At 64.5% G+C, this 20,174-nt stretch carries 11 protein-coding genes; 7 read left to right on the top strand and 4 right to left on the bottom strand.

Going from position 1 to position 20,174, the window contains the following annotated elements:
* Positions 1–177 precede the first annotated feature (177 nt).
* Positions 178–5,163 (bottom strand): autotransporter outer membrane beta-barrel domain-containing protein, encoded by a 4,986-nt coding sequence (locus tag HWX53_RS27790; protein WP_244140230.1) that lies wholly within the window; start codon positions 5,161–5,163, stop codon positions 178–180.
* 1,614 nt (positions 5,164–6,777) lie between these two features.
* Between HWX53_RS27790 and HWX53_RS23465 the strand changes: the two genes are divergently transcribed.
* From HWX53_RS23465 to HWX53_RS23455, 3 genes are all read left to right on the top strand, one after another.
* Positions 6,778–8,919, top strand: coding sequence for an alkaline phosphatase family protein (locus tag HWX53_RS23465; RefSeq protein ID WP_175945422.1), 2,142 nt, complete (start codon positions 6,778–6,780; stop codon positions 8,917–8,919).
* The gene (locus tag HWX53_RS23460) at positions 8,897–9,589 is read left to right on the top strand and encodes a hypothetical protein (RefSeq protein WP_175945420.1); all 693 of its coding nucleotides are present in this window, start codon (positions 8,897–8,899) and stop codon (positions 9,587–9,589) included. Before HWX53_RS23465 ends, HWX53_RS23460 begins: the two co-directional genes overlap by 23 nt.
* 394 nt (positions 9,590–9,983) lie before the next feature.
* The gene (locus HWX53_RS23455; RefSeq protein ID WP_175945418.1) at positions 9,984–11,429 is read left to right on the top strand and encodes a tyrosinase family protein; all 1,446 of its coding nucleotides are present in this window, start codon (positions 9,984–9,986) and stop codon (positions 11,427–11,429) included.
* A 102-nt stretch (positions 11,430–11,531) separates the two neighbouring features.
* Here the strand turns inward: HWX53_RS23455 and HWX53_RS23450 are convergent, their stop codons facing one another.
* Positions 11,532–11,888 (bottom strand): BON domain-containing protein, encoded by a 357-nt coding sequence (locus HWX53_RS23450; protein WP_175945416.1) that lies wholly within the window; start codon positions 11,886–11,888, stop codon positions 11,532–11,534.
* A 314-nt stretch (positions 11,889–12,202) separates the two neighbouring features.
* Positions 12,203–12,604, bottom strand: a complete 402-nt coding sequence (locus HWX53_RS27475; protein ID WP_208454813.1) for a hypothetical protein — start codon at positions 12,602–12,604, stop codon at positions 12,203–12,205.
* Between the two features lie 306 nt (positions 12,605–12,910).
* Between HWX53_RS27475 and HWX53_RS23440 the strand changes: the two genes are divergently transcribed.
* The 4 genes from HWX53_RS23440 (at position 12,911) to HWX53_RS27470 (ending at position 18,252) form a co-directional block, all read left to right on the top strand.
* Positions 12,911–14,713, top strand: coding sequence for an acyl-CoA dehydrogenase family protein (locus tag HWX53_RS23440; protein ID WP_175945414.1), 1,803 nt, complete (start codon positions 12,911–12,913; stop codon positions 14,711–14,713).
* Positions 14,714–14,955: 242 nt separating this feature from the next.
* On the top strand, positions 14,956–16,623 hold the full coding sequence (locus HWX53_RS23435; protein ID WP_175945412.1) for a sulfatase-like hydrolase/transferase: 1,668 nt from the start codon (positions 14,956–14,958) through the stop codon (positions 16,621–16,623).
* A 56-nt stretch (positions 16,624–16,679) separates the two neighbouring features.
* Entirely contained in the window at positions 16,680–17,813 is a 1,134-nt protein-coding gene (locus HWX53_RS23430) for a formylglycine-generating enzyme family protein (RefSeq protein ID WP_175945410.1), read from the top strand.
* Between the two features lie 37 nt (positions 17,814–17,850).
* Positions 17,851–18,252 carry a hypothetical protein gene (locus tag HWX53_RS27470; RefSeq protein WP_208454812.1) on the top strand — a complete coding sequence of 134 codons (402 nt, stop codon included), beginning with the start codon at positions 17,851–17,853 and terminating at the stop codon, positions 18,250–18,252.
* Positions 18,253–18,309: 57 nt separating this feature from the next.
* Here HWX53_RS27470 and HWX53_RS23420 read toward each other — a convergent pair whose 3' ends face one another.
* Complete coding sequence (locus HWX53_RS23420; protein WP_175945408.1) at positions 18,310–20,016, bottom strand: AMP-binding protein; 1,707 nt, start codon at positions 20,014–20,016, stop codon at positions 18,310–18,312.
* Between the last annotated feature and the right edge of the window lie 158 nt (positions 20,017–20,174).

Below are 20,174 nucleotides of genomic sequence, written 5' to 3'. Positions count from 1 at the left end.
TTATTTACATCAGTAAAACGAAGTAAATATGGACGACACATCGACCGATGTCACTATCGTTTACCCGCGAACACAGAAAGGGGAAGCCGAGCGAGCAGCCATATTTTCCGCGACGCGTATGTCGAGACGAGAAGACGGTAGCCTCTTGTCGAGCGTTTGCCGAAGGCACTCGCGCATTCACCACTCGTAGCGCGCGCCCAACAAACCCTCGTATGCGTGAAAGCCGCCCGCGCCTTGCTGATACCCGAGGTTACCCCACACGCGCCACTGCCGGCCAATCAATCCTTGCGCACCGATCTTCGCTTCGAAGCGATTCTTCGGGCCGTCTTGCGACACCGTGAAGCCATTGAAGGCCGCGCTCGCCACGCGCGTGTCGTGCAGCCAGTTCACTTCGAGGAAGGGCAGCCATCCCCGTGCCGCCGTCGTCCCCGGCGCATGAAAGAGCCGCATGCCGAGCCGCGTCGTCCAGTTGCTACTATTCGGAGTGCTGACGAGTGTGCCACCGGTTTCAGTGTGATCGTCCGCATGATAGTGCGTATAGACCAGTTGCAATTGCGGTTCGAGCAGTACTGGCCCGGTCGATGTCTGGCCGAGCGGAAGCGCCCAGCCGCCTTCCACCGATGCGGACCACACGTGGCTCGCGTAGTTTTCGCCGGCGAGGGAGTCGCCCTTCACGCTGTTGTCGAAGTGGCCGTACTGCAGCCACGTATCGACATAAGGACCGGCTGCGGAGTACGCCATGCCGTGCCATGTCGCATACAGACCGCCGCCCAGACCGTTCGTGTTGCCGCGCGCCTGTGCGGCGCCGTTGCGCGTTCTCGTGTCCGTCGTCGACGAGCCATAGCCCGCCATCACGCCCAGCTGCCAGCGCTGTCCGTCGCGCACGCGATTGAGCACGTCGATGCCCGCCTGAACGATGGCCGTATCGGTCGATTCGCCGATTCTTCCGCCCGCCGCCTCACTGTCGACGTGCGCGCCGCGCGTTCGCGCCCACGCGGTCGACGCGCCGCCGTCTTCGCGCCGCGCGGCGAACGGATCGGCGAAACCGGCGCGGTCGTGCAGCGTCAGCATGAACATGCTGGCCGCCGCCTGTTGATTGCCGAGATACGCGCCGGGCTCAGGGCGCGGCGCGGGGGAGGGGCCGTCCGATAGCGAACGCAGATACCAGTCACCGCCGCCTTGCTGCAACACGTACTCGTAAGGGCCTGCGACGAGGCGGCCGTCGAGCTTGAACACGCCGCTCGACTGGCCATCGACTTCCACGATCTGGATGCCGTTGCTTGTCGCCGCGCCCGCGCCGCCCGCGTTCGTCACCCTGACGCGCGTCTGACCGGACGTGTCGCCGCGCACGATCAGCCTGTCCGTGGCCGATGCGTCGCCGGCCAAGACCGTCGACAGCGCGAGCGTACCGTTATTGCTCGAATAGTTGCCGTTCACCGTCAGCACGCTCGCGGGCGCGGGGCTCGCCATGCGAATCTCGCCATTGTTCGCTAACGCGCCGCCCACCGCGAACTGACCGGCCGGCCCGCCTGCGAAGCCCGGCGCGGCATCGGCGACGGCGAAAAGGCCATTGTTGACGATGCTGCCGCCGACCGCGCCGTAACCGCCGAACGTCGCTCCCGGCGCGATCGTCACTTGCCGCGTGTTCGCGAGCTGCGCGCCGCCCGCCAGCACCAGCGCGCCGCTGTTGACCGCGGTGTTGCCGCCGTAGCTATGCGTGCGCGTGAGCGTCACAGTGCCGCTGCCTTGCTGGACGACATCGCCCGATCCGCTGATCGCGCCGCCGTACGTGACGTTGCCGCCGCGATCGAACACGAGCGTGCCGTCATCGACGATATCGCCCGTGACGCTGCCGCTCGCGCCGCCCGCCCCCAGTTGCAACCTGCCGGCGGCGATGGTCGTGACGCCCGCGAAGGTGTTGTCACCCGCGAGCGTCCATGCGCCTGCGCCGGTTTTCGTGAGGCTTCCGTCGCCGCTGATGACGCCGCTGAACGTGGAATCCGCGGTGCTGTTCACGTTCAGCGCCGCGCCGCCGAGCACGACGCTGCCGGAACCCGTGAGATTGTTCACGTGCTGGCCGAAGCCGCCCAGGTCGAACGTGGCGCCCGAGGCCACGTTCAGTTGCGAGCTTCGGGCGATGATGTCCGGCGCGCCTGCCGCGAGCGTTCCGCCGGTCACCGAGGTGCCGCCGGTGTACGTGTTCGCCTTCGACAACTGAAGCGTGCCGGCCCCAGCCTTCGTGAGCGTCTTGCCGTCCCAGCCCGTCGCGGGGTTGGCGGCCTGATCGGCCAGAACGATGTCCATGTCGAATGAATCCATCGCGTCCGGCAACGTGAAAACGCCGTTGGCTGATTGAGGCGTTGCGCCGAGTCCGGCATACCACGTCGGCGCGACGCCGACCACGAAGCTCTGAGGCGTGTAGCCGCTCGTCAAGGTCAGGAAATCCGGCGCGCTGACCGATCCCCCGATGCGCGTCGCGCCGAATGTTCCGGTGAGACCGCCCGGCGACGCGACCCGGATTACCGTGAACAAGCTGTTGGCCAGTTCGCGCGCGCTCGCTGTCGCTGGCGCCGAATAACCCCTCAGATTGAATATTGCATTCGGCGCGATGGATGCCGTATTCGCGGCGACGACCGGGTCCGCTGGGCCCGCGATGCTGTCCAGTGTGCCGTTCATAGAGAAATTCCGGCCGACCGCCAGTTGCGATTGCGACGCGATCAAGGTCGTCGCGCCGGGTGCGGTGGCGAAGTCGCCGGTGGTCGTAAAGACGCCGCTGCGCAGGAAGCCCAATGCGCCCGCATCGACCGATACGCTGCCTTGCTGCGAGCCCGCCGCCACGAGCATGGCCGCGCCGCTGCCGGTCTTCACGAGCGCGCCCGACCCCGACAGCACGTTGGGCACGATGCCCGCGCCCGCGAAATCCAGACGCAGCGTGGCGCCGTTTTCGACCGGGCCGCTCCCGAGCGCGCCGCCGCGTTGCGCGACGAGCGTGCCCGACAGCACGTTGGTGCCGCCGCTGTACGTGTTCGCGCCACCGAGCGCCAATGCGCCCGCGCCGCCTTTGATGAGGCGGCCGCTGCCGACGATTTCGCCGCCGAAGGCGGAGTCGGCGGAGTTCTGTGCAGTCACGTCCGCGCTGCCGAGTAAGACGCGTCCGCTGCCGCTCAGGTTGTTGACCTGCTGCGGCAGGCTGGCGAGATCGAGTGTCGCGCCGCTGCCGATGTTGACGCTCGCGCTGTCGATGAGCGCGTTCGCCACGCTGGTTCGCAAAATGCCATCGTTGACGAGCGTTGCGCCGGTGTAGGCATTCGCGGCCGACAACATCAGCAGGCCCGCGCCGTTCTTCGTCAGCGTGCGGCCGTCCCAACCGCTCGCGAACGGGCCCGATTGATCGGTCAGCGGGACGTCGACGTTGAAGGTATCCGCGGCGTTGGCGAGCGTGAACGTGCCGTTGCCCTGCGCCGCGCCCGCGCGCCACGTCAAGCCGAGGCGGACGTCGTAATCGCGCGCGTCGGGCGTTTTCGCGCCCACCGGAAGCAGATAGTCGACGGGGCTGGATCCGGCGAAACGGACTGTCGTGAAATCCCCGGACAGGCCCCCTTGGCTCGCTGCATGAATAACGGTGAATACGGTATTCAAAAGACCAGTCGCTGACACGGGTACGGAAGGGGCGAAGCCATTGATCAGCAGCGCACCGTTCAGCGTGGCGCTCGATGCCGAGATGACCGGCTCTGCGCTGCGCAGTCCGACGATGAGCGTCGAACCCGGCTGCTGAGTGAATCCGTTGGCGACTGCATGTGTCGAATTGGCGGGAATGATAGTCCGCGCGCCGGCCTGCGTTTCATAGGTGTTGGCGGAGAAGGCGCCCGGCTGGGCCAGCGAGAGCGCGCCCGAGTTCACGCTTACTGCGCCTTGTGACGAACCGGCGGCCGTCAGCACCGCCGCGCCGTTGCCGATTTGCGTGAGCGTGCCGCTGCCGGAAAGCATGCGGTCAAAAGTGAATGCGTCGCTGCGGTCGAAGCGCAACACTCCGTTATTGATGATGTTGCCGGTCACTCTGCCGCTACTGCCGCCCGTCCCCAGCGTGAGCACGCCGCCCGGAGATACGGTCGTGCTGCCAGTGTCGTTGATCAATGTGTTGGCGAGTGTCAGCGTGCCGTCCACGCGCACCGCCGTCGAGGATTGATCGGACATCCTGACGAATCCTTTGAGCGTCCAGTTGCTGCCTGTGCTCGCGCTCAACGTGGCGAATCCATTGGAAGTCGAATTCGCATCGAAGCTGCCTGTTTCAGTGCCTGAGCCGCTCAGGATGATCGCGTTTCCCGGCGAAATGCTGAGGATGTCCGTGCCGTTGCCGCCGTTCAACACGGACCCGGTTCCGAGCGTCACTACGCCGTTTGCGCCGCTCATCAGCACCGCCGATTGCGTCGCGCTCGAGATATGGCCACGATTGTCGAGCGTGCCGCCCGGCCCGAGCACCACGCCGGAGCCAATATTGCCGCGTATGGCGCCGGTACTGCTGTTCGTTACGCGCGCCGAGCTGGCGCCTTGCACGTCGACGCCTTCGTGATATGCGTCGATCAATCCGTCATTGTTGACGGTGATCGAGCCGGCGACGGCCAGTACGCCGGAGCCATACGTCGCGTCTGCGGCGCCGCTCTTGATGACGCCGCCAGCGTGATTGTTCACCACCACGTTACCGGACGTCTGTACGAAGACGCCGTTGACCGTCGTGCCTGTCGAGGGGCTGCCGTTCAGCGTGCCGAAATTGTCCACTACGCCGCCTGCTGTAGATAGATAGGCGACGGCGTGACTGGCGCGCGCGCTGATATCGCCTTGATTGGAGAGCGCGTTGTTATCTCCGGAGTTGAAGGCGACGCCGAAGGTGTTGCCGAGCAGTTGCCCCGATGAAAGGTTGAACAATGTGCCGGGCACGTTGAATCGCACGGCGGCGGCCGCATTGTCGAGCGAACTGGTTATCGAGCCGCCGTTTGTCATTGTGACGGGAGCGATGCCGTCGACGCTGATCGCGTTCTGATACGTTGTCGTGATGACCGTACCGCTATTGATTTGATAAACGGAATCAGTCGAAAGAGTCTGCGATGTGTCGCTCGATGGGACCACCGTCAGCGCGTGGAGGGGAAACGGGAGCCCGATCAGCATTGCCGCGGCGAGCGGGCGGAGGGGGATCGTGTTAACTGCATAGATGTGCTTATTATTTCGCTGTATGCGCATACCATCGCCTCGCACCGTTACGCGCGGGCGCAACGATGCGCGCCGCTGTTTCTATTGTGTGGCTAGGCCGTAGACGCGGGTGAATCGGGAAGTCTGCGCGACGGCCAATGAGCAATCGCAGTATAGGTAAACGCGCGTCGTCAGCGGCGCGGCGATTCGGGCATGAGGCGAGGGGGCGGGGGTTTGTTAATCCTGCGCTCTTCCGGGCTCGTCATCGATTGCTCGCGCAGAACCAAGGCGGGAACGCCGAGTGGATCCGGGCAAGTAGGTCATGCCGGGCGAATCAAGCAACGGTCGGCCGAGCGCGTGCTCGCAACGCAGTTGCATAACCATTTGCATTTGCAAGCCCAGGCTAGGCAACGCGCCGCTGCGATACCGTAACGGCGTCAGCCCAAGACGGCGTTGACGCCTAAGACCCAAAGCTGAATATTCCCGGCGACTGATAGGTAACGCTTCGGCACATCTGGCGGGCAAGTATCAACGCCGGCTGCCGGACTTCGACGACCACCTCATGGTTATCTGCGCACGGCATGAGCGCGAGATCGAGGGGCACTCGCTGAGTTGCATCACCTGCGCCGCTACACGCTGAACGGCTGCTCGGTCAGGGCGCGTCTGTAGCCAGCGGACGGAAAGCGAAATGTTGAGATGATGCTTGCGGATCTCTGTGCGCCAGTGGTCGAACAGAACGACAGTCGGTCATTGAAGCAGCCGACGTTCAACTCATTCAGAAGGACGTCGTGTCGGGCCCGAACTCGAGCGTTTCGAGTCCGATAGAGAGACCGTCAAGCTCTCTTGTGCTTTCGTCAGCAACTGTATAGCGTGCGCTGAAAGCCTGCACCAACGTTCTTGATCGGGGACGTATTGCTCCTGTTCTGCCTGCCTTGCTTGTGCCCAGTTCAGGCCAGTCTTAATGACCTCGCGTTCTAACTTCGAGCGCCTCGATGACCTCGATTCGTTCCAGTTCGCGTATGCTTGCCGTGATCAGTCCACGCCTGTCCATGATTGAGCCCGCGACGACGCATCGGGCCAGCATACGCCCAAGGGCGGAAATCGGACATTTCTAACGAGCCTGGATCTGACATTACTACTTTGCCGAAACTTCGCAATCGATGTTAATAAACCTTATGTCAACTAGGTCGTGCGGACCGACGCGCGGTCTCAAAGTTGCGCGCCTGTGCAAGCATGCTCCCGGTTTGTGCCTTCTCGCCGCTCGTGGCACTAGTTGACCGCCGAGACGCAGAACACTGGACATGAGCAACGCAAAACGAAGCAAGGCTTACAGAACCATTCACCGACGACCGCATTCCGCACGAGCCCATCAGCCGTCTTCGCGCACCCGCAACCGGTGGAACAGCGACGATCGTAAGACCCTCCGCATCTTTCATGCAACGGAGGAAGGCTGTGTCCGTACATCGAATGTATCGCTTTAGTAATCCATGAAGCGCCCGATACACACAATCGCAAGCTTTGTCACTTCCTTGTAATCCAACGTCATTAGCCTCGCTCCTCTAAACGATGTCCAAGACTAACGGAGTGAATCGAATGGCGAGCTTGCGTTTCTGGTCAATGGCCCTGGTGGGCAGTGTGTCTCTACTCGGTTGCGGCGGACACGATGCGTCGCATCCGAATCCCCAGCAGGCAACGCGCACCGTCATCATGGTGTGGGATGGACTGCGCCCCGACTCGGTCACTCAGGCCGATACGCCGAACCTCTACGCGCTCCGTCAGGCCGGCGTCAATTTCACCGACAATCACTCGACGTATCCAACCTTCACGATGATGAACGGCTCGTCGTTCGCGACGGGCTCGTTTCCGAAGACGAGCGGCTTCTACGGCAACACGTTCTGGACACCGCCGCAAGGCGCGTCGAACACTATCCCCGTCGGCAAGTCAGCTTCGGGTGGGAGCCAGGATTACGTCGATCCTGTGTTCACCGAGGACTATCAAGTCCTGACCACGCTCAATAACTATTACGGCGGCCAGTTGTTGCTGGTCAAGAGTCTGTTCGCCACCGCGCAGGCCGCCGGCATGGTGACGGCCGCCATCGGCAAATCGGGCGCGGCATACATCCAGAACCTGAACCAGGGCGGCTACTTCCTCGACGAAAACACCGTGCAGCCGCGCAGCCTCGTGTCCGAACTCCAGGCCGCGAACATCGCCGTGCCGAAGAACACGGTGTTCGGCTATTCCGGCAACGACGCGGTCACGCTCGCGTCCAGCAACGGCGATCCGACCGCGCGCGCCGGCTACGTCACGTTCAACACCACTGCCTACGACCCGGCGGGCAAGCTCACGGTCGCCGCGCGCGACAGCGCCGACACGACGCAAGGCGCGCCGGAAGACGCGGCCAACAAGTACATGATGTCCGTCTTCACGCAGTACATCCTGCCGAAGAAGCAGCCCATGCTGTCGCTCATCTGGTTCCGCACGCCGGACAACGTGGAGCACGGCTATGGTCCCGGCACGTCGAACATGAAGGCCGGCCTGCGTTCGCAAGACGCGCGGCTCGGCGAGTTGATCGCAGGCCTGAAAGCCAACAATCTCTACGAGACGACCAACATCGTCGTCGTGTCGGACCACGGGCATTCGACCGTGTCGGGTCCGCTCGCGCTGTATCCGCTGCGCGCGATCACGCCGTCCGCGACGCCGCCTTCGGGCAGCCCCGTCAACGGCTCGACGAGCGGCACCGACGCCGCCGCGCTCGGCGCCGTCAACGCGAACGGCTACTCGTTCTCCGGCGACGTGCGCTCGGCCGACCTCCTCACTTTCCGCGGCTTCAACGCCTACGACGGCTCCGGCTGCGTCACCTCGGCCATGTACGGTCTGACGGCAAACGGCACGCCCACCGTGCCCGTGAAGAACGATACGACCGGCACGCTGTGCGGCGCGGCCAACACGAAGTATCAGGCGATCAGCGCGAACCTGCCCGCGCCCGTCGCGAGCTTCAAGGTGCCCGCGGTCGGCGGCTTGCCGGCGAACGGCATCGTCATTGCGGCGAACGGCGGTTCCGACTACTTTTACGTGCCGGGCCACGATCCCGCCACCATCCGTAAGCTCGTGCAAGTGCTGCAACAGCGCGAAGAGTTCGGCGCCATCTTCGTGGATAGCCGCTACGGCAACCTGCCAGGCACCCTGCCGTTGTCGATGGTGAACCTCGAAAACGCCCAGCGCCAGAACAACGGCCAGCCGGACGTGGTCGCGAGCTTCACGTGGGACGATCAGACGAGCGTTCAGGGCATGCCTGGCATCGAGTTCGAAAGCGTCGGCGGACAGCGCGGCATGCACGGCAGTTTCGGCATCAACGACGTGCACAACACGCTGATCGCGAACGGTCCGTCGTTCAAGCCGTCGACGGTCGTCAGCACGCCGACCGGCAACGTCGATGTCGCGCCGACGGTAGCCTACCTGCTCGGTCTTTCGATGCCGCAGGCTGATGGCCGCATCATCAACGAATCGCTCAAGAATGCCGCGAGCAGTGCGACGCCGAGCGTGGCGGCGTCGGTGGTCACGCCGCCTTCGGTGGCCACGGGCTTGCGCTTCGAACTGCCCACGGACCCGACCGGCGCCACCGCCGACACGTCGCTCGCGCAGGGCACCTACACCATCAACCTCGCGGTCAAGGATCTGACCGTGGACAACAAGACATATCGCTACTTCGACTATGCCAAGGCCATTCGTCGTTAAGCGCGGCCGCGCGGCGATGCTCGCATCGCTGTGCGGCGCGTTTTTGCTCTGTTCTCCCGCGCACGGCTCGCCGAAGAAGGCGCATGCGCCGACGTTCGAGTCCGCGTTTTCCGCGCAAGGCGAGCCGCCGACGCTTCACTTCACGGTGAAGTATTCGGCGCGCGACGGCCTTCACACGATGCAGGTCTGGCGCGACGGCGAGTCGCGCCTGCGCCGCCGTACCGACGATGCCGTCGACACCTACGTCATTCGCGACGCGTCGGACCCGAACGATTATCAAATGATCGTCGTCGACTACGACAAGCGCATCACGACGCGCATCGACCGGAACAATCTCGTGCGTCTGGGGCGCTTCTCGGACTGGTTCGATCTCTCGCACGGACTGCGGCATCCGGTCGGCGCGTACCGCATCGTGCCGGCCGAAGCGCCGCCGAAGACGGACGCGCCCTTGTCGACGTGTCGGTGGTATGGGATCGAGCAGGCGGGCGAGACGCATCGCGTCTGCTGGAGCGAGAAGGACCGCTTGCCGCTCGTGATCTGGTCCTCGTCGCAGGGCGTCGTCTGGCGCGTGACGGCGGTCGACCGTGAACGTCTGCCGCAGGATACTTTCCAACTACACGATGCCGGCTTCGTGCGCAATGATGCGAACGCCGAGCTTGACAACGACTGAACGCGCCTAAGACCCGCCGGTCAATAGAACCAATACAAGCGCTGAGCGGGCCGGCGCGCTCCTCAACTCTCGGTGAGCGCGACATTTACCGGAGCGCACACGTGCAAAGTGTTGCGCGAGAGCCGCGGCACCTTTGCACGACCGACCGGTCGGATTGCGCACCCGTCGAGGGCTTTCCTACAAATGCCCTTCACCCGCTGCCCGGCAGAACTGCCTAGTGTGCGGCGTGCCACATTCTGGCGGCAACTGCGGCTTACCGCGCGCGCGATGACGGGTATCGTATGTCCGGTCGGTCCGATACCGCACTCATGATCTCGCCTGTGCATCTGCCGGTGCACACGGCCCTAACGCGTCCCCGCGCACAAAACACCGATTTAGCCGTAGGAGAATCAATATGGCCAAGAACCCCTATAGCCGCCGGACTTTCCTGAAAAGCTCGGCGTCCGCCGCGGCGTTGATGTCGCTTCCCATTCCCGGCATGACGGCTACCACGGGCCACGTCCGGGTCGAATGGCAAACGTTCAAAACGACGCCGCAATATGCGTCGTTCCTCAACGCCATCAAGCTGATGAAGGCCGTCACGGATGCAAGCAAGCCGACTTCGTGGACGTACTGGGTGAATGTTCACTTGAACTACTGCCCGCATATGGCGCCGTACTTTTTTGCATGGCACCGCGGCTATCTCTACTATTTCGAGCAGCAGCTCCGAACCGTGAGCGGAGACAGCTCGCTCACGTTGCCTTATTGGGACTACTACGCGCATCCGACCATTCCGAGCGAGTTTCTCGATAGCGCGACGGGTAATCCGTTGTACGTGTCGGGCCGCCAGAACTCGAACGTCTATAACGCGCTGACCATGGCGCCGTTCTCGACGCAGGTCAATAACTTCCAGCGCGGCACCAGTAACTCGTACGAAGCGTCTTTCGAAAATGCGCCGCACAATCCGGTGCACGACATTATCGGTGGATGGATGGCCGACATGCAGTCGCCGACCGATCCGATCTTCTACCTGCATCACGCAAACGTCGACCGCCTGTTCGACGGATGGGCGGGCCTCGCGCGAACCAATTATCCGTCGCCGACGGATTCGTACTGGAACGGTTCGTTCACGTATGCGTCCGGACTCACGATAGCGAAGTCGAAGACGTATCAGCCTTCGCTGCTGGGCTATTCGTACGCGAATAATTCGTTGCCGACGTCCATGCCGCCTAGCGCGCAGGTGGGCAGAATCATCCGCGTGCAGGCGCAGATTCCGCCGATTCGGACGCGCCCGGCCATCGGCAACTTCAGTGCGACCGGGCCCCGCACGATCGGGAACGGTCGCCGCTCGCTCGGCGGCGTGGCGAATGTCAAGCTCAACGAGAAATCGGTGAGCGCGGCGGTTTCGCTGGCAACGTCGGATGTGACGGCGCTGCAAACCGCGGTGACCTCGACTTTGACCACTCCGGCAGCCTCGAACGCCAGCCCGAACGCGCAGGCCGCGCCCGGCCAGGCCAAGTTCGCGAAGATCGTGCTCGACACGGTGACGGTCACGTCGCTCGGCAAGCAAGGCGGCTATTTCTATAACGTGTACGTCAACTTGCCGTCTGCCGGAGACGCCGATCCGAGCGCGCAAGCGCGCTTCGTCGGAACGGTCGGACCGTTCGAAGTGTCGGCGGCCATGCACCATGCCGGCGGCACGCTGACGCTGCCTGCGAACGATGCCCTGCGCGGCCTGACGCCTGCGGAACTGAAGCAAGTCGTCGTCTCGCTCGTGCGCGTGAACGGCGACAATTCGCCGACGGGCGTCGTCATGTCGATGAACGAACTACGCCTCGAACTCTCGACGACCGCGGACTGACGCTGCTGCCGATGTCGAAGCGAAGAGCCCGTCGCATCGCGACGGGCTTTTTCATTCTGCGCGCGTGTTTTCGTCACGCGGGCGCGCGGGCCTACTCGCTGTCTACTCACTACCCATCGGCCCCTGAATGGTGAGGCTGTTCTTGACCGACGCGACGCCCGGCGTGGTCGCAGCGGCGCGCGTTGCCACGTCGATCTCCGACTGGTCCGCGACGGAACCTTGCAGCATCACCACGCCATTTTTCACGCGCACCGTGATGCGCGCAGTGTTCAGCCCTTTCGTGCGGGTGAGCGAGCGAATGACGTCCTTGCGCAGCGCGCGATCAGCCGCCTTGTCTTTCTGACGAGGGGCGGACGCGGATTCGGCGCTCGCTGAAACGTCGCTCGCGGGTTGCGCGTGCGCCAGGGCGACCGTCGCGCACAGCACCGGAAGAAGGAGGCATTTCTTCAATTGCTTCAACGTGTTCCCCTTAAATGACCGCGCCAGTCGACGCGAAGCGCGGCAGATGTTCTTGAACGCTGGACCTGCAACGATCGCCCGCTGTCGAATCCGAAATCATTCGTACCGCGAAGCTCCGTCGCCCACCATGCTCTTTGCACCGCAAGCATAGGCGCATGGCTCGATGCCCCGCCCCCCTCGCGAATAGGGGGCGGCCGGCGAGCGGTAGGCAAAGCCGCGCCTTCAACGCGATTCCGTCGTGAGGAGCGCGTGAATCATCCGCGCAAGCAGCGTCGGCGTGTCCGGCGCGGCGAGATAGTCGGGGCGTTCGGGCATCATCGCGCGGGGCAGCGTAAGCAGCGTGTGCAGCGCGCCATCAGCGCCGGCGTGGCGCACGGATGCCGGATTTCGTCCGCCTTCACGAGATGCAGCCGCACAAGTTGGTCATAGTGGATCGAGCGGACATTGAAGGCCGGATAGAGCAGCATCCTCTTGCGATGCACGCCGAGCCCGACCGTCAGCGTCAGCAGGATGCCGTCGAGGAGCGTCGCCATTGCCGGCAACGCCGCGATACCCGCGAGCAGCGCATCGCGCAATTCGTTGCTGTAGTCGTCGAACATTGCGCCGATCAGCGAATCCATGGTCGGGAAGTATTCGTCGAGCGAGCGGATGGCGACGCCCGCGCTTTCGGCCACGCGCAACGCCGTCAGCGCTTCGCGCCCGTTCGTTTTCCACAATGCCGCGGCCCGTCTCTTTGGACGGAGCGCACCTGCCGCGGCGCCTTGCGAAGCCCCGACGGCCGCTTCACGCGGACCACGCAGTCGTGCTCGACTTGTGTCGCTGAACAACCGGTTCGATGCACCCCTTCCCCTCGCGATGATGGCGCCCGCGCGCGTTCACCCCTCGTTTCGAGGGGCGGCAGCGTCGCACCGATGCGCCACCATGCCGGTCGGAACCGGCACGGCTGCGGAGTCGTTGTCCGCCACGATCGCAATCGTGTTGAGGCCGGCGTCGTCATGCACTCAGACCACTCAGGAAGAACCATGAGCTACACCCCGCCCATTCGCGACATGATGTTCGTGATGACCGAGCTGGCCGGACTCGATAAGGTCGCCGCGCTGCCGGGTTGCGCCGATGCCACGCGCGACACGGCGCAGGCCATTCTCGAAGAAGGCGCGAGGCTGTGCGGGGAGGTGCTCGCGCCGTTGAACGCGGCGGGCGACCGTCATCCTCCGGTCTGGCGCGACGGCGAGGTCAGCGCGTCGCCGGGGTTCGCCGAGGCCTTCGCGCAATTTGTGAAAGGCGGCTGGCAAGGCTTGATGCGTCCGGTGAAATTCGGCGGTCAGGGTCTGCCGAAGTTGATCGCCGCGCCGTGCCTCGAAATGCTGATGGCGGCTAATCTATCGTTCGGCACGTGTCCTTCGCTCACCGACGGCGCCATCGACGCGTTGCTGCTCGCGGGTTCGGCCGAGCAGAAAGCGCGGTATCTGCCGAAGCTCATCAGCGGCGAGTGGACCGGCACCATGAACCTGACCGAGCCACAAGCCGGCTCCGATCTCGCCCTGCTGCGCGCGCGGGCGGAACCGGCGGAAGACGGCGCGTATCGAATTTTCGGCACCAAGATTTTCATCACGTGGGGCGAGCACGACATGGCGTCGAATATCGTCCATCTCGTGCTGGCGCGCACGCCGGACGCGCCCGAGGGCATCAAGGGCATCTCGCTCTTTCTCGTGCCGAAGTTCGTGCCGAACGCGGATGGCTCGCTCGGCAAGCGCAACGACGTGCACTGCGTCTCGCTCGAACACAAGCTCGGTATCCGCGCAAGCCCGACGGCGGTGCTGCAATTCGGCGACGGCGGCGGCGCAACGGGCTTTCTCATCGGCGAGAAAAATCGCGGCCTCGAATACATGTTCGTGATGATGAACGCGGCGCGCTTCGCTGTCGGCCTGCAGGGAATCGGCATGGCGGACCGCGCTTACCAGAAGGCCGCCGCGTATGCGAAGGAACGCGTGCAAAGCCGCCCGGTGGACGGCTCGTCGGAGCGGGCGGTTCCGATCATCCGCCATCCGGACGTGAAGCGCATGCTCGCCACCATGCGCGCGCTCACGGAAGGCGCGCGCGCCCTCGCCTACGCAGCGGCTTCGCATCACGATCTCGCGCAGCACCACGCCGATAACGCCGTGCGCGCCGAACACCGCGCGATCTACGAATACCTCGTGCCGATCGTCAAGGGGTTCAGCACGGAACTGTCGGTGGAAGTGACGAGCATCGGCATTCAGGTGCACGGCGGCATGGGCTTCATCGAAGAGACCGGCGCGGCCCAGTACTACCGCGACGCGCGCATTCTGCCGATCTACGAAGGCACCACGGCCATTCAGGCGAACGACCTGCTCGGCCGCAAGACGCTGCGCGATCGCGGCGCGGTCGCGACGCAGATGCTCGCGCGCATCGACCGGACGCTCGGCGAACTGCGCGCGCATCCGGCGTTCGGCAGCCGCCCGGCGTTCGCGGCGATGCACGGCCATCTCGATGCGGGCCGCGCCGCGCTCGCGCGTGCGATCGACTTCATGTTGACGCATGCGAAGTCGGACCCGAACGCCATCTTCGCGGGCAGCGTGCCTTATCTGATGCTTTCCGGCACCGTGCTGTGCGGCTGGCAGATGGCGCGCGCGCTCATGGCCGCAGCGACGCTGGAAGCGGGCGATCCGCTCTTCTACGGCGCGAAGGAGGCGACCGCGCACTTCTACGCGACGCACATTTTGCCCCGCGCGCTGACGCTCGAAGTCGCGATTCTGAGCGCACGGGGCGACGACGGCGTGCTCGCGCTGCTGGACGAGCAGTTCTGAGCGACGGCGCTTTCGCTCGCAGCGAAAGCCGCGCACGGACTACACGCGTCGCCCCCCATTTCAGAGGGGGGCGGCGCATTGTTCAGCATTGCTATTCTCGCAACGTGCCGCATCGCCGGCGCCAGCAGCGACGCGAACATCGCGCGTCGGGCTTGCGGCATCGGCTTGCCAGCGCGTCGCGCGCCGCGCTCGCCGGCACGGACTCGCCGCCGTCCGGCGCGGAAACAACCATCGGAGACAGCATGAAACGTTTCATCCCGGCTCTGCTGCTGGCCGCGTCGGCGGCCGTCATCGCGGCGAGCCAGACGCTCGCGGCGACGTCCAGCAGCCCTTCCATCACGCAGCCCACCCGGGTCGACAACCTCCCCGGCTACAACCAGCCGAACCAGTATCTCGCGCGCCGCGCGACGAAGATCGCGGACAACATGGAGCCCGTCGTCGAGCACGCCGATCAGGCCGACGAGGCAGCGCAAAAGCTCGCTGCGCTGCGTGGCAAGACCGGCAAGCGGCCGAACATCGTCGTCTTTCTGCTCGACGACGTGGGCTACAGCGACTTCGGCTTCAACGGCGGCGGCGACGCCGTGGGCAACGCGACGCCGGACGTCGACCGCATCGCAAAGCAAAGCCTCATTCTGAGTTCAGCGTATTCGCAGCCGAGCTGCTCGCCCACGCGCGCCACCATCATGACCGGGCAGAACATGGCGCACCACGGCATCCAGGTGCCGCCGATGTACGGCCAGCCCGGCGGACTCGCGGGACTCACCACCCTGCCCGAACTGCTGTCGCGCGCGGGCTACACGACGCAGGCGGTCGGCAAGTGGCATATGGGCGAGAACGAGGGCTCCCAGCCGCAGAACGTCGGCTTCGACGATTTCCGCGGGTTCCTCTCCGTGTCCGACATGTACACGGAATGGCGCGATCCGCAGTACAACCCCGAGGTCGCGCTCAGTCCGGAGCGGTATCGCTACATCCTGAATCTGCCGTTCAACAAGAGCGATGTTCATGCCGTGAAAGGCGGCAAGATCGAGAGCCTCTACGAGATCAACACGGACACCATCAGGGATCTCGATCAGAAGTGGCTGGACTACACGGTCGCGTTCCTCGACCGGCAGAAAGACGCCGCGAAGCCCTTCTTTCTCTATTACGCGCCGCGCGCCTGCCATTTCGACAACTATCCGAACGACTACTACCGCGGCCGGTCGGCGGCGCGCACGAACTATGGCGATTGCATCGTCGAGGTGAACGACATCTTCAAGAAGATGATCGACACGCTTGAAGCCAATGGCGAGCTGGACAACACGATCATCTTCTTCGCCTCCGACAACGGGCCGGAACAGGAAGTGCAGCCCGCCGGACGCACGATGTTTCGCGGCGGCAAGGGTTCGACGTGGGAAGGCGGCGTGCGCTCGCCGTTTTTCGTCTACTGGAAAGGCATGGTCGAGCCGCGCCGCTCGGACGGCCTGTTCGATTTCGCCGACATCTTCAATACGTCGGTCGCCCTCGCCGGTCAGCCCGGCGCGGCTGTGTCGAAGCTCGTGCCGGCGAGCAGCTATATCGACGGCATCGACCAGACTTCGTTCCTGCTCGCCGACAAAGGCGTGTCGAACCGGCGCAGCATCTTCTACTTCTGGAACGACGAACTGTCGGCCGTGCGCGTCGACGAATTCAAGCTGATGCAGAAGATGCAAGTGGGCGATTCGGTCACGCGGCAAGGCTACAACGGCGGCTTCTCCGGCACGATGCAGTCGGCGTGGACCGCGCTCGTCTTCAATCTGTACAGCGACCCGAAAGAAGAGGAGTCCGTTGCGATTCGTCACATTCCGGTCTCGGTGCCGCTCGTGGCGGAAATGCAGCGGTATCGCGAGGTGCTCAAGAAATACCCGCCACGCCACGTAATCTCCCTGAAGTGATGCGCGGCGCCCGCTCTCCCGCGAGAGCGGGCGCTCAGGCGCGAACGAGACTCGAGATGAAGCTCACGATTCGACAACGGCGCTTTGCGAGCGTCGTGGCGCTTGCCGTCATGCTGGCGGGCTCCGCTTTCGCTTACTACGAATACGAGCGGCGCGAGCCCGCGGCGCTGACCGTCGGCGACGGCCGCAGCGGCCCGAACGACATGGTATGGATACCGGGCGGCACGTTCGCGATGGGCAGCGCTCACCCGCACGCGCTGCCGAACGAAGGCCCGGCGCACACGGTCAAGCTCGGCGGCTACTGGATGGACCGGCACGATGTGACCAATGCCGAGTTCGCGCGCTTCGTCGCGGCGACCGGCTATGTGACCACGGCGGAGCGCAAGCCACGCTGGGAAGATCTGCAAGTGCAGTTGCCGCCGGGCACGCCGCGTCCGCCCGAGAGCACGCTGGTTCCCGGCGCGCTCGTCTTTACCGGCACCGACGCCCCCGTGCCGCTCAACGACTACACGCGCTGGTGGACATTCGTGCCCGGCGCAAACTGGCGGCATCCGACCGGGCCTGACAGCAGCATCGCCGGCAAGGAGAATCACCCGGTCGTGCAGGTGTCGTACGAGGATGCGCTCGCCTATGCGCGCTGGGCGCACAAGCGGCTGCCGACCGAGGCCGAATGGGAGTACGCCGCGCGCGGCGGCCTGCAACAGGCGGACTTCGCGTGGGGCGCGGAATTTACACCGGGCGGCCGTCAAATGGCCAACACGTGGAACGACAGCGCGCACACGTTTCCCGTCAACCTGCCGGACGCGCACGAGAAGGTGCAGGTCGGCACGTCGCCGGTCGGCAGTTTTCCGGCGAACGGCTATGGCCTCTTCGATATGGCCGGCAACGTGTGGCAGTGGGTCGCGGACTGGTATCGCGCCGACGCGTTTCGCATCGAAGCGGCTCGCGGCGATGTCGTGAGCAATCCGGCGGGACCGACGCAGAGTTTCGATCCGGAGAACGGCCCCACGGCCTACGCGCCCGAACGCGTGACGCGCGGCGGCTCCTTTCTGTGCAGCGAAACGTATTGCCAGAGCTACCGCGTGAGCGCGCGGCGCGGCACCGACCCGATGAACGGCATGTCGCACCTGGGTTTCCGTCTCGCGATGGACCAGAGCGAGTGGAAGGCCGAGCGGGCGCATAGCCGTTGACTGCAGCATTCGGCCGCGCTTGGGCTGGCCGGAGGGTATGGCTTGGAATCCATATCCGTACGGATCGGCGCTGGACGTCGGCGGCGGGCATTGGGCGCGGCAGGCGCTTCGAAGTGCTACTTCGTTGCGCAGCGCGAGCATCATCGGCCGCGAGACGTTCGACGACGAGCGCGCGATGCGGCTCGCGAGCGATATCGGCGCGCGGCATCAGCAAGGCTGCGTGTGCGCGCGCGTCGCGTACGTGCAAAGCGGCGCCGACGCGGCCGGCCTGCAACGGCTCACCCCTTCGGCCGATACCTCCAGGAAACCCTTGCTCTCGACGAAGCATCAACTCGCGTGGGACTGCGAGATGGTGAGCGTCGGCGTTTCGGCCCATGCTCGCGAACGACGTGAAATATCGCTTCTCGGCCTGGCCTCGATAAAAGACGCGCTCCGATAAGCGAAACGCCGCGCGCTCTGGCACGCGCGCGGCGTTTCGGGCGACGCTCCCGCAGCGTCAGTGTTGCGCTTGCAGGACTTCGTCCTCGAAAATGACCGATTGCCCGAGTTCGGCCCACGCGCGGGCAGCCGACAGGTAACGCTCCTCGATACTGCCGCGCCTGATTTTCATCGTCGGCGTGAGCAGGCCGCTGTCGATCCGCCACGAATCCTTGACGACCACGATGAAGTCCAGCTTCTCGTGGTCTTCGAGCGTCGCGTTAACGTTGTCCAGCAACGCGCGTAGTTCCGCCCGCAAGGCTTCGCGCGTCGCGGGGGCGTCGAGATCGCCCTGTGCCGCCGCCGACAGCATCACGAGCGCGAACGGCTGCGCGAATGCCGGTCCCGTGACGCAGACCGCTTCCACCTTCGGATGACTCAGCCGGTTCTCTATCGGCGCCGGGGTCACGTATTTGCCCTTGCTCGTTTTGAAAATCTCCTTCACTCGACCGGTGATCTTCAGCCGGCCGATCTCGTCCAGTTCACCGCGATCGCCTGTCCTGAAGAATCCGTCTCCCGTGAAACTGTCCGCAGTCAGCTCGGGCTGGCGATAGTACCCGAGCATCATCGTCGGCGACTTCAGCAGAATCTCGCCACTCTCGGCTATCTTGCATTCGACGTCGGGCATCGCCTGACCCGAATAGCCGAGGCGCACAAGTCCGGGGCGGCTGTAGTGCGAATACGAGAAGTTCTCCGTCATCCCGTACACGTCCAGCAGTTCGAGACCGAGCGCGCGATACCAGTTCGTGATTTCCTCCGGCAGCGGCGCGGACCCGGTGAACGCGAGCCGCGTGGCGTCAAGGCCGAGCATAGTCAAGATCTGGCGTTTGAGCGCGCCGGCTTCGGGCGTGTCCGAAGGCAGCAGCGCCTGCTGCTCTTGCGGCAGCTTCGCGCAGATGCCGTGATAGAACTTGGTCCACAGACGCGGCATGGAGATGAAAAGCGTGGGCCGCGCCCGCAGCAGATCTTGCACGAAGGTCGCAAGGCTGTCGTTGAAGAACACGCGAAAGCCGTGGCACAGCGAATTGGCTTCGACGAACGAGCGCTCGGCCGTGTGCGCGAGCGGCAAATACGAGAGCACGCGCTCGGCCGGCGTGAAGCTGCCGAAGTCGCCCGAGCGCGTGGCGTACGCGAAGATGGTGCCGAAGCTGTGCATGACGCCCTTTGGACGCCCCGTGCTGCCCGACGTGTAGATGATCGTCGCGAGTTCGTCCGGCGACGGCAGATGCACGTCTTCGAGCGGCGCGGTGTCGGCGACGATATCGCTCCACCAGGACGCTTCGGGCGTGGCCGGCGACATCGGCAGGCCAACGAGCCGCGCGTTCGCAGGAACGACCTTGCGGATGGCGTTCCATGCGTCGGTCACGCCGTCAAGCTTGCCGACGAATACCACGCGCACGTTGCAATGCTCGAAGACGTATCGAGCGGTATCGGGATTGATCGTGGGATAGAGCGGCACCGAAACGTGGCCGGCGAGCCAGATGGCCAAATCCGCGATGATCCAGTGCGCGCTGTTCTTGCCGACGATGGAGATAGAGCTGCCTGGGGGCAACTGTAACGAGCGCAGCCAGCCGGCCATGCGCCGCGCCTCGTCGCCGACGTCCTTCCACGTGTAGTCGACGACGTGTCCGTCCGGCGTCGGTTCGGTCAGATAGATCGCATCCGGTTGCGTTTGCTCCCAGTGCAGAAACCGATGAACCAAGGTTCCCGAATTCGTACCGCTCATGATGTCTCCCACTTTATTCTTAAGATGTGCCGCGTCCATGCTCGATGAACGTATGCCGCGCGTGTCGGCCCGGCCAACGGCTGATGCTCGCTCGCGGCGCGAGGGCAAGTCGATCCGCGCGGCGTACCACCGTTCACGTGGCCGCCGTTGACGCGAAA

Origin of the sequence: Caballeronia sp. BCC1704 (assembly GCF_902833455.1) — a bacterium.
GTDB lineage: Bacteria > Pseudomonadota > Gammaproteobacteria > Burkholderiales > Burkholderiaceae > Caballeronia.
Note: the sequence above shows the minus strand (reverse complement) of the source record. Positions and strands in the feature narration are given on the sequence as shown.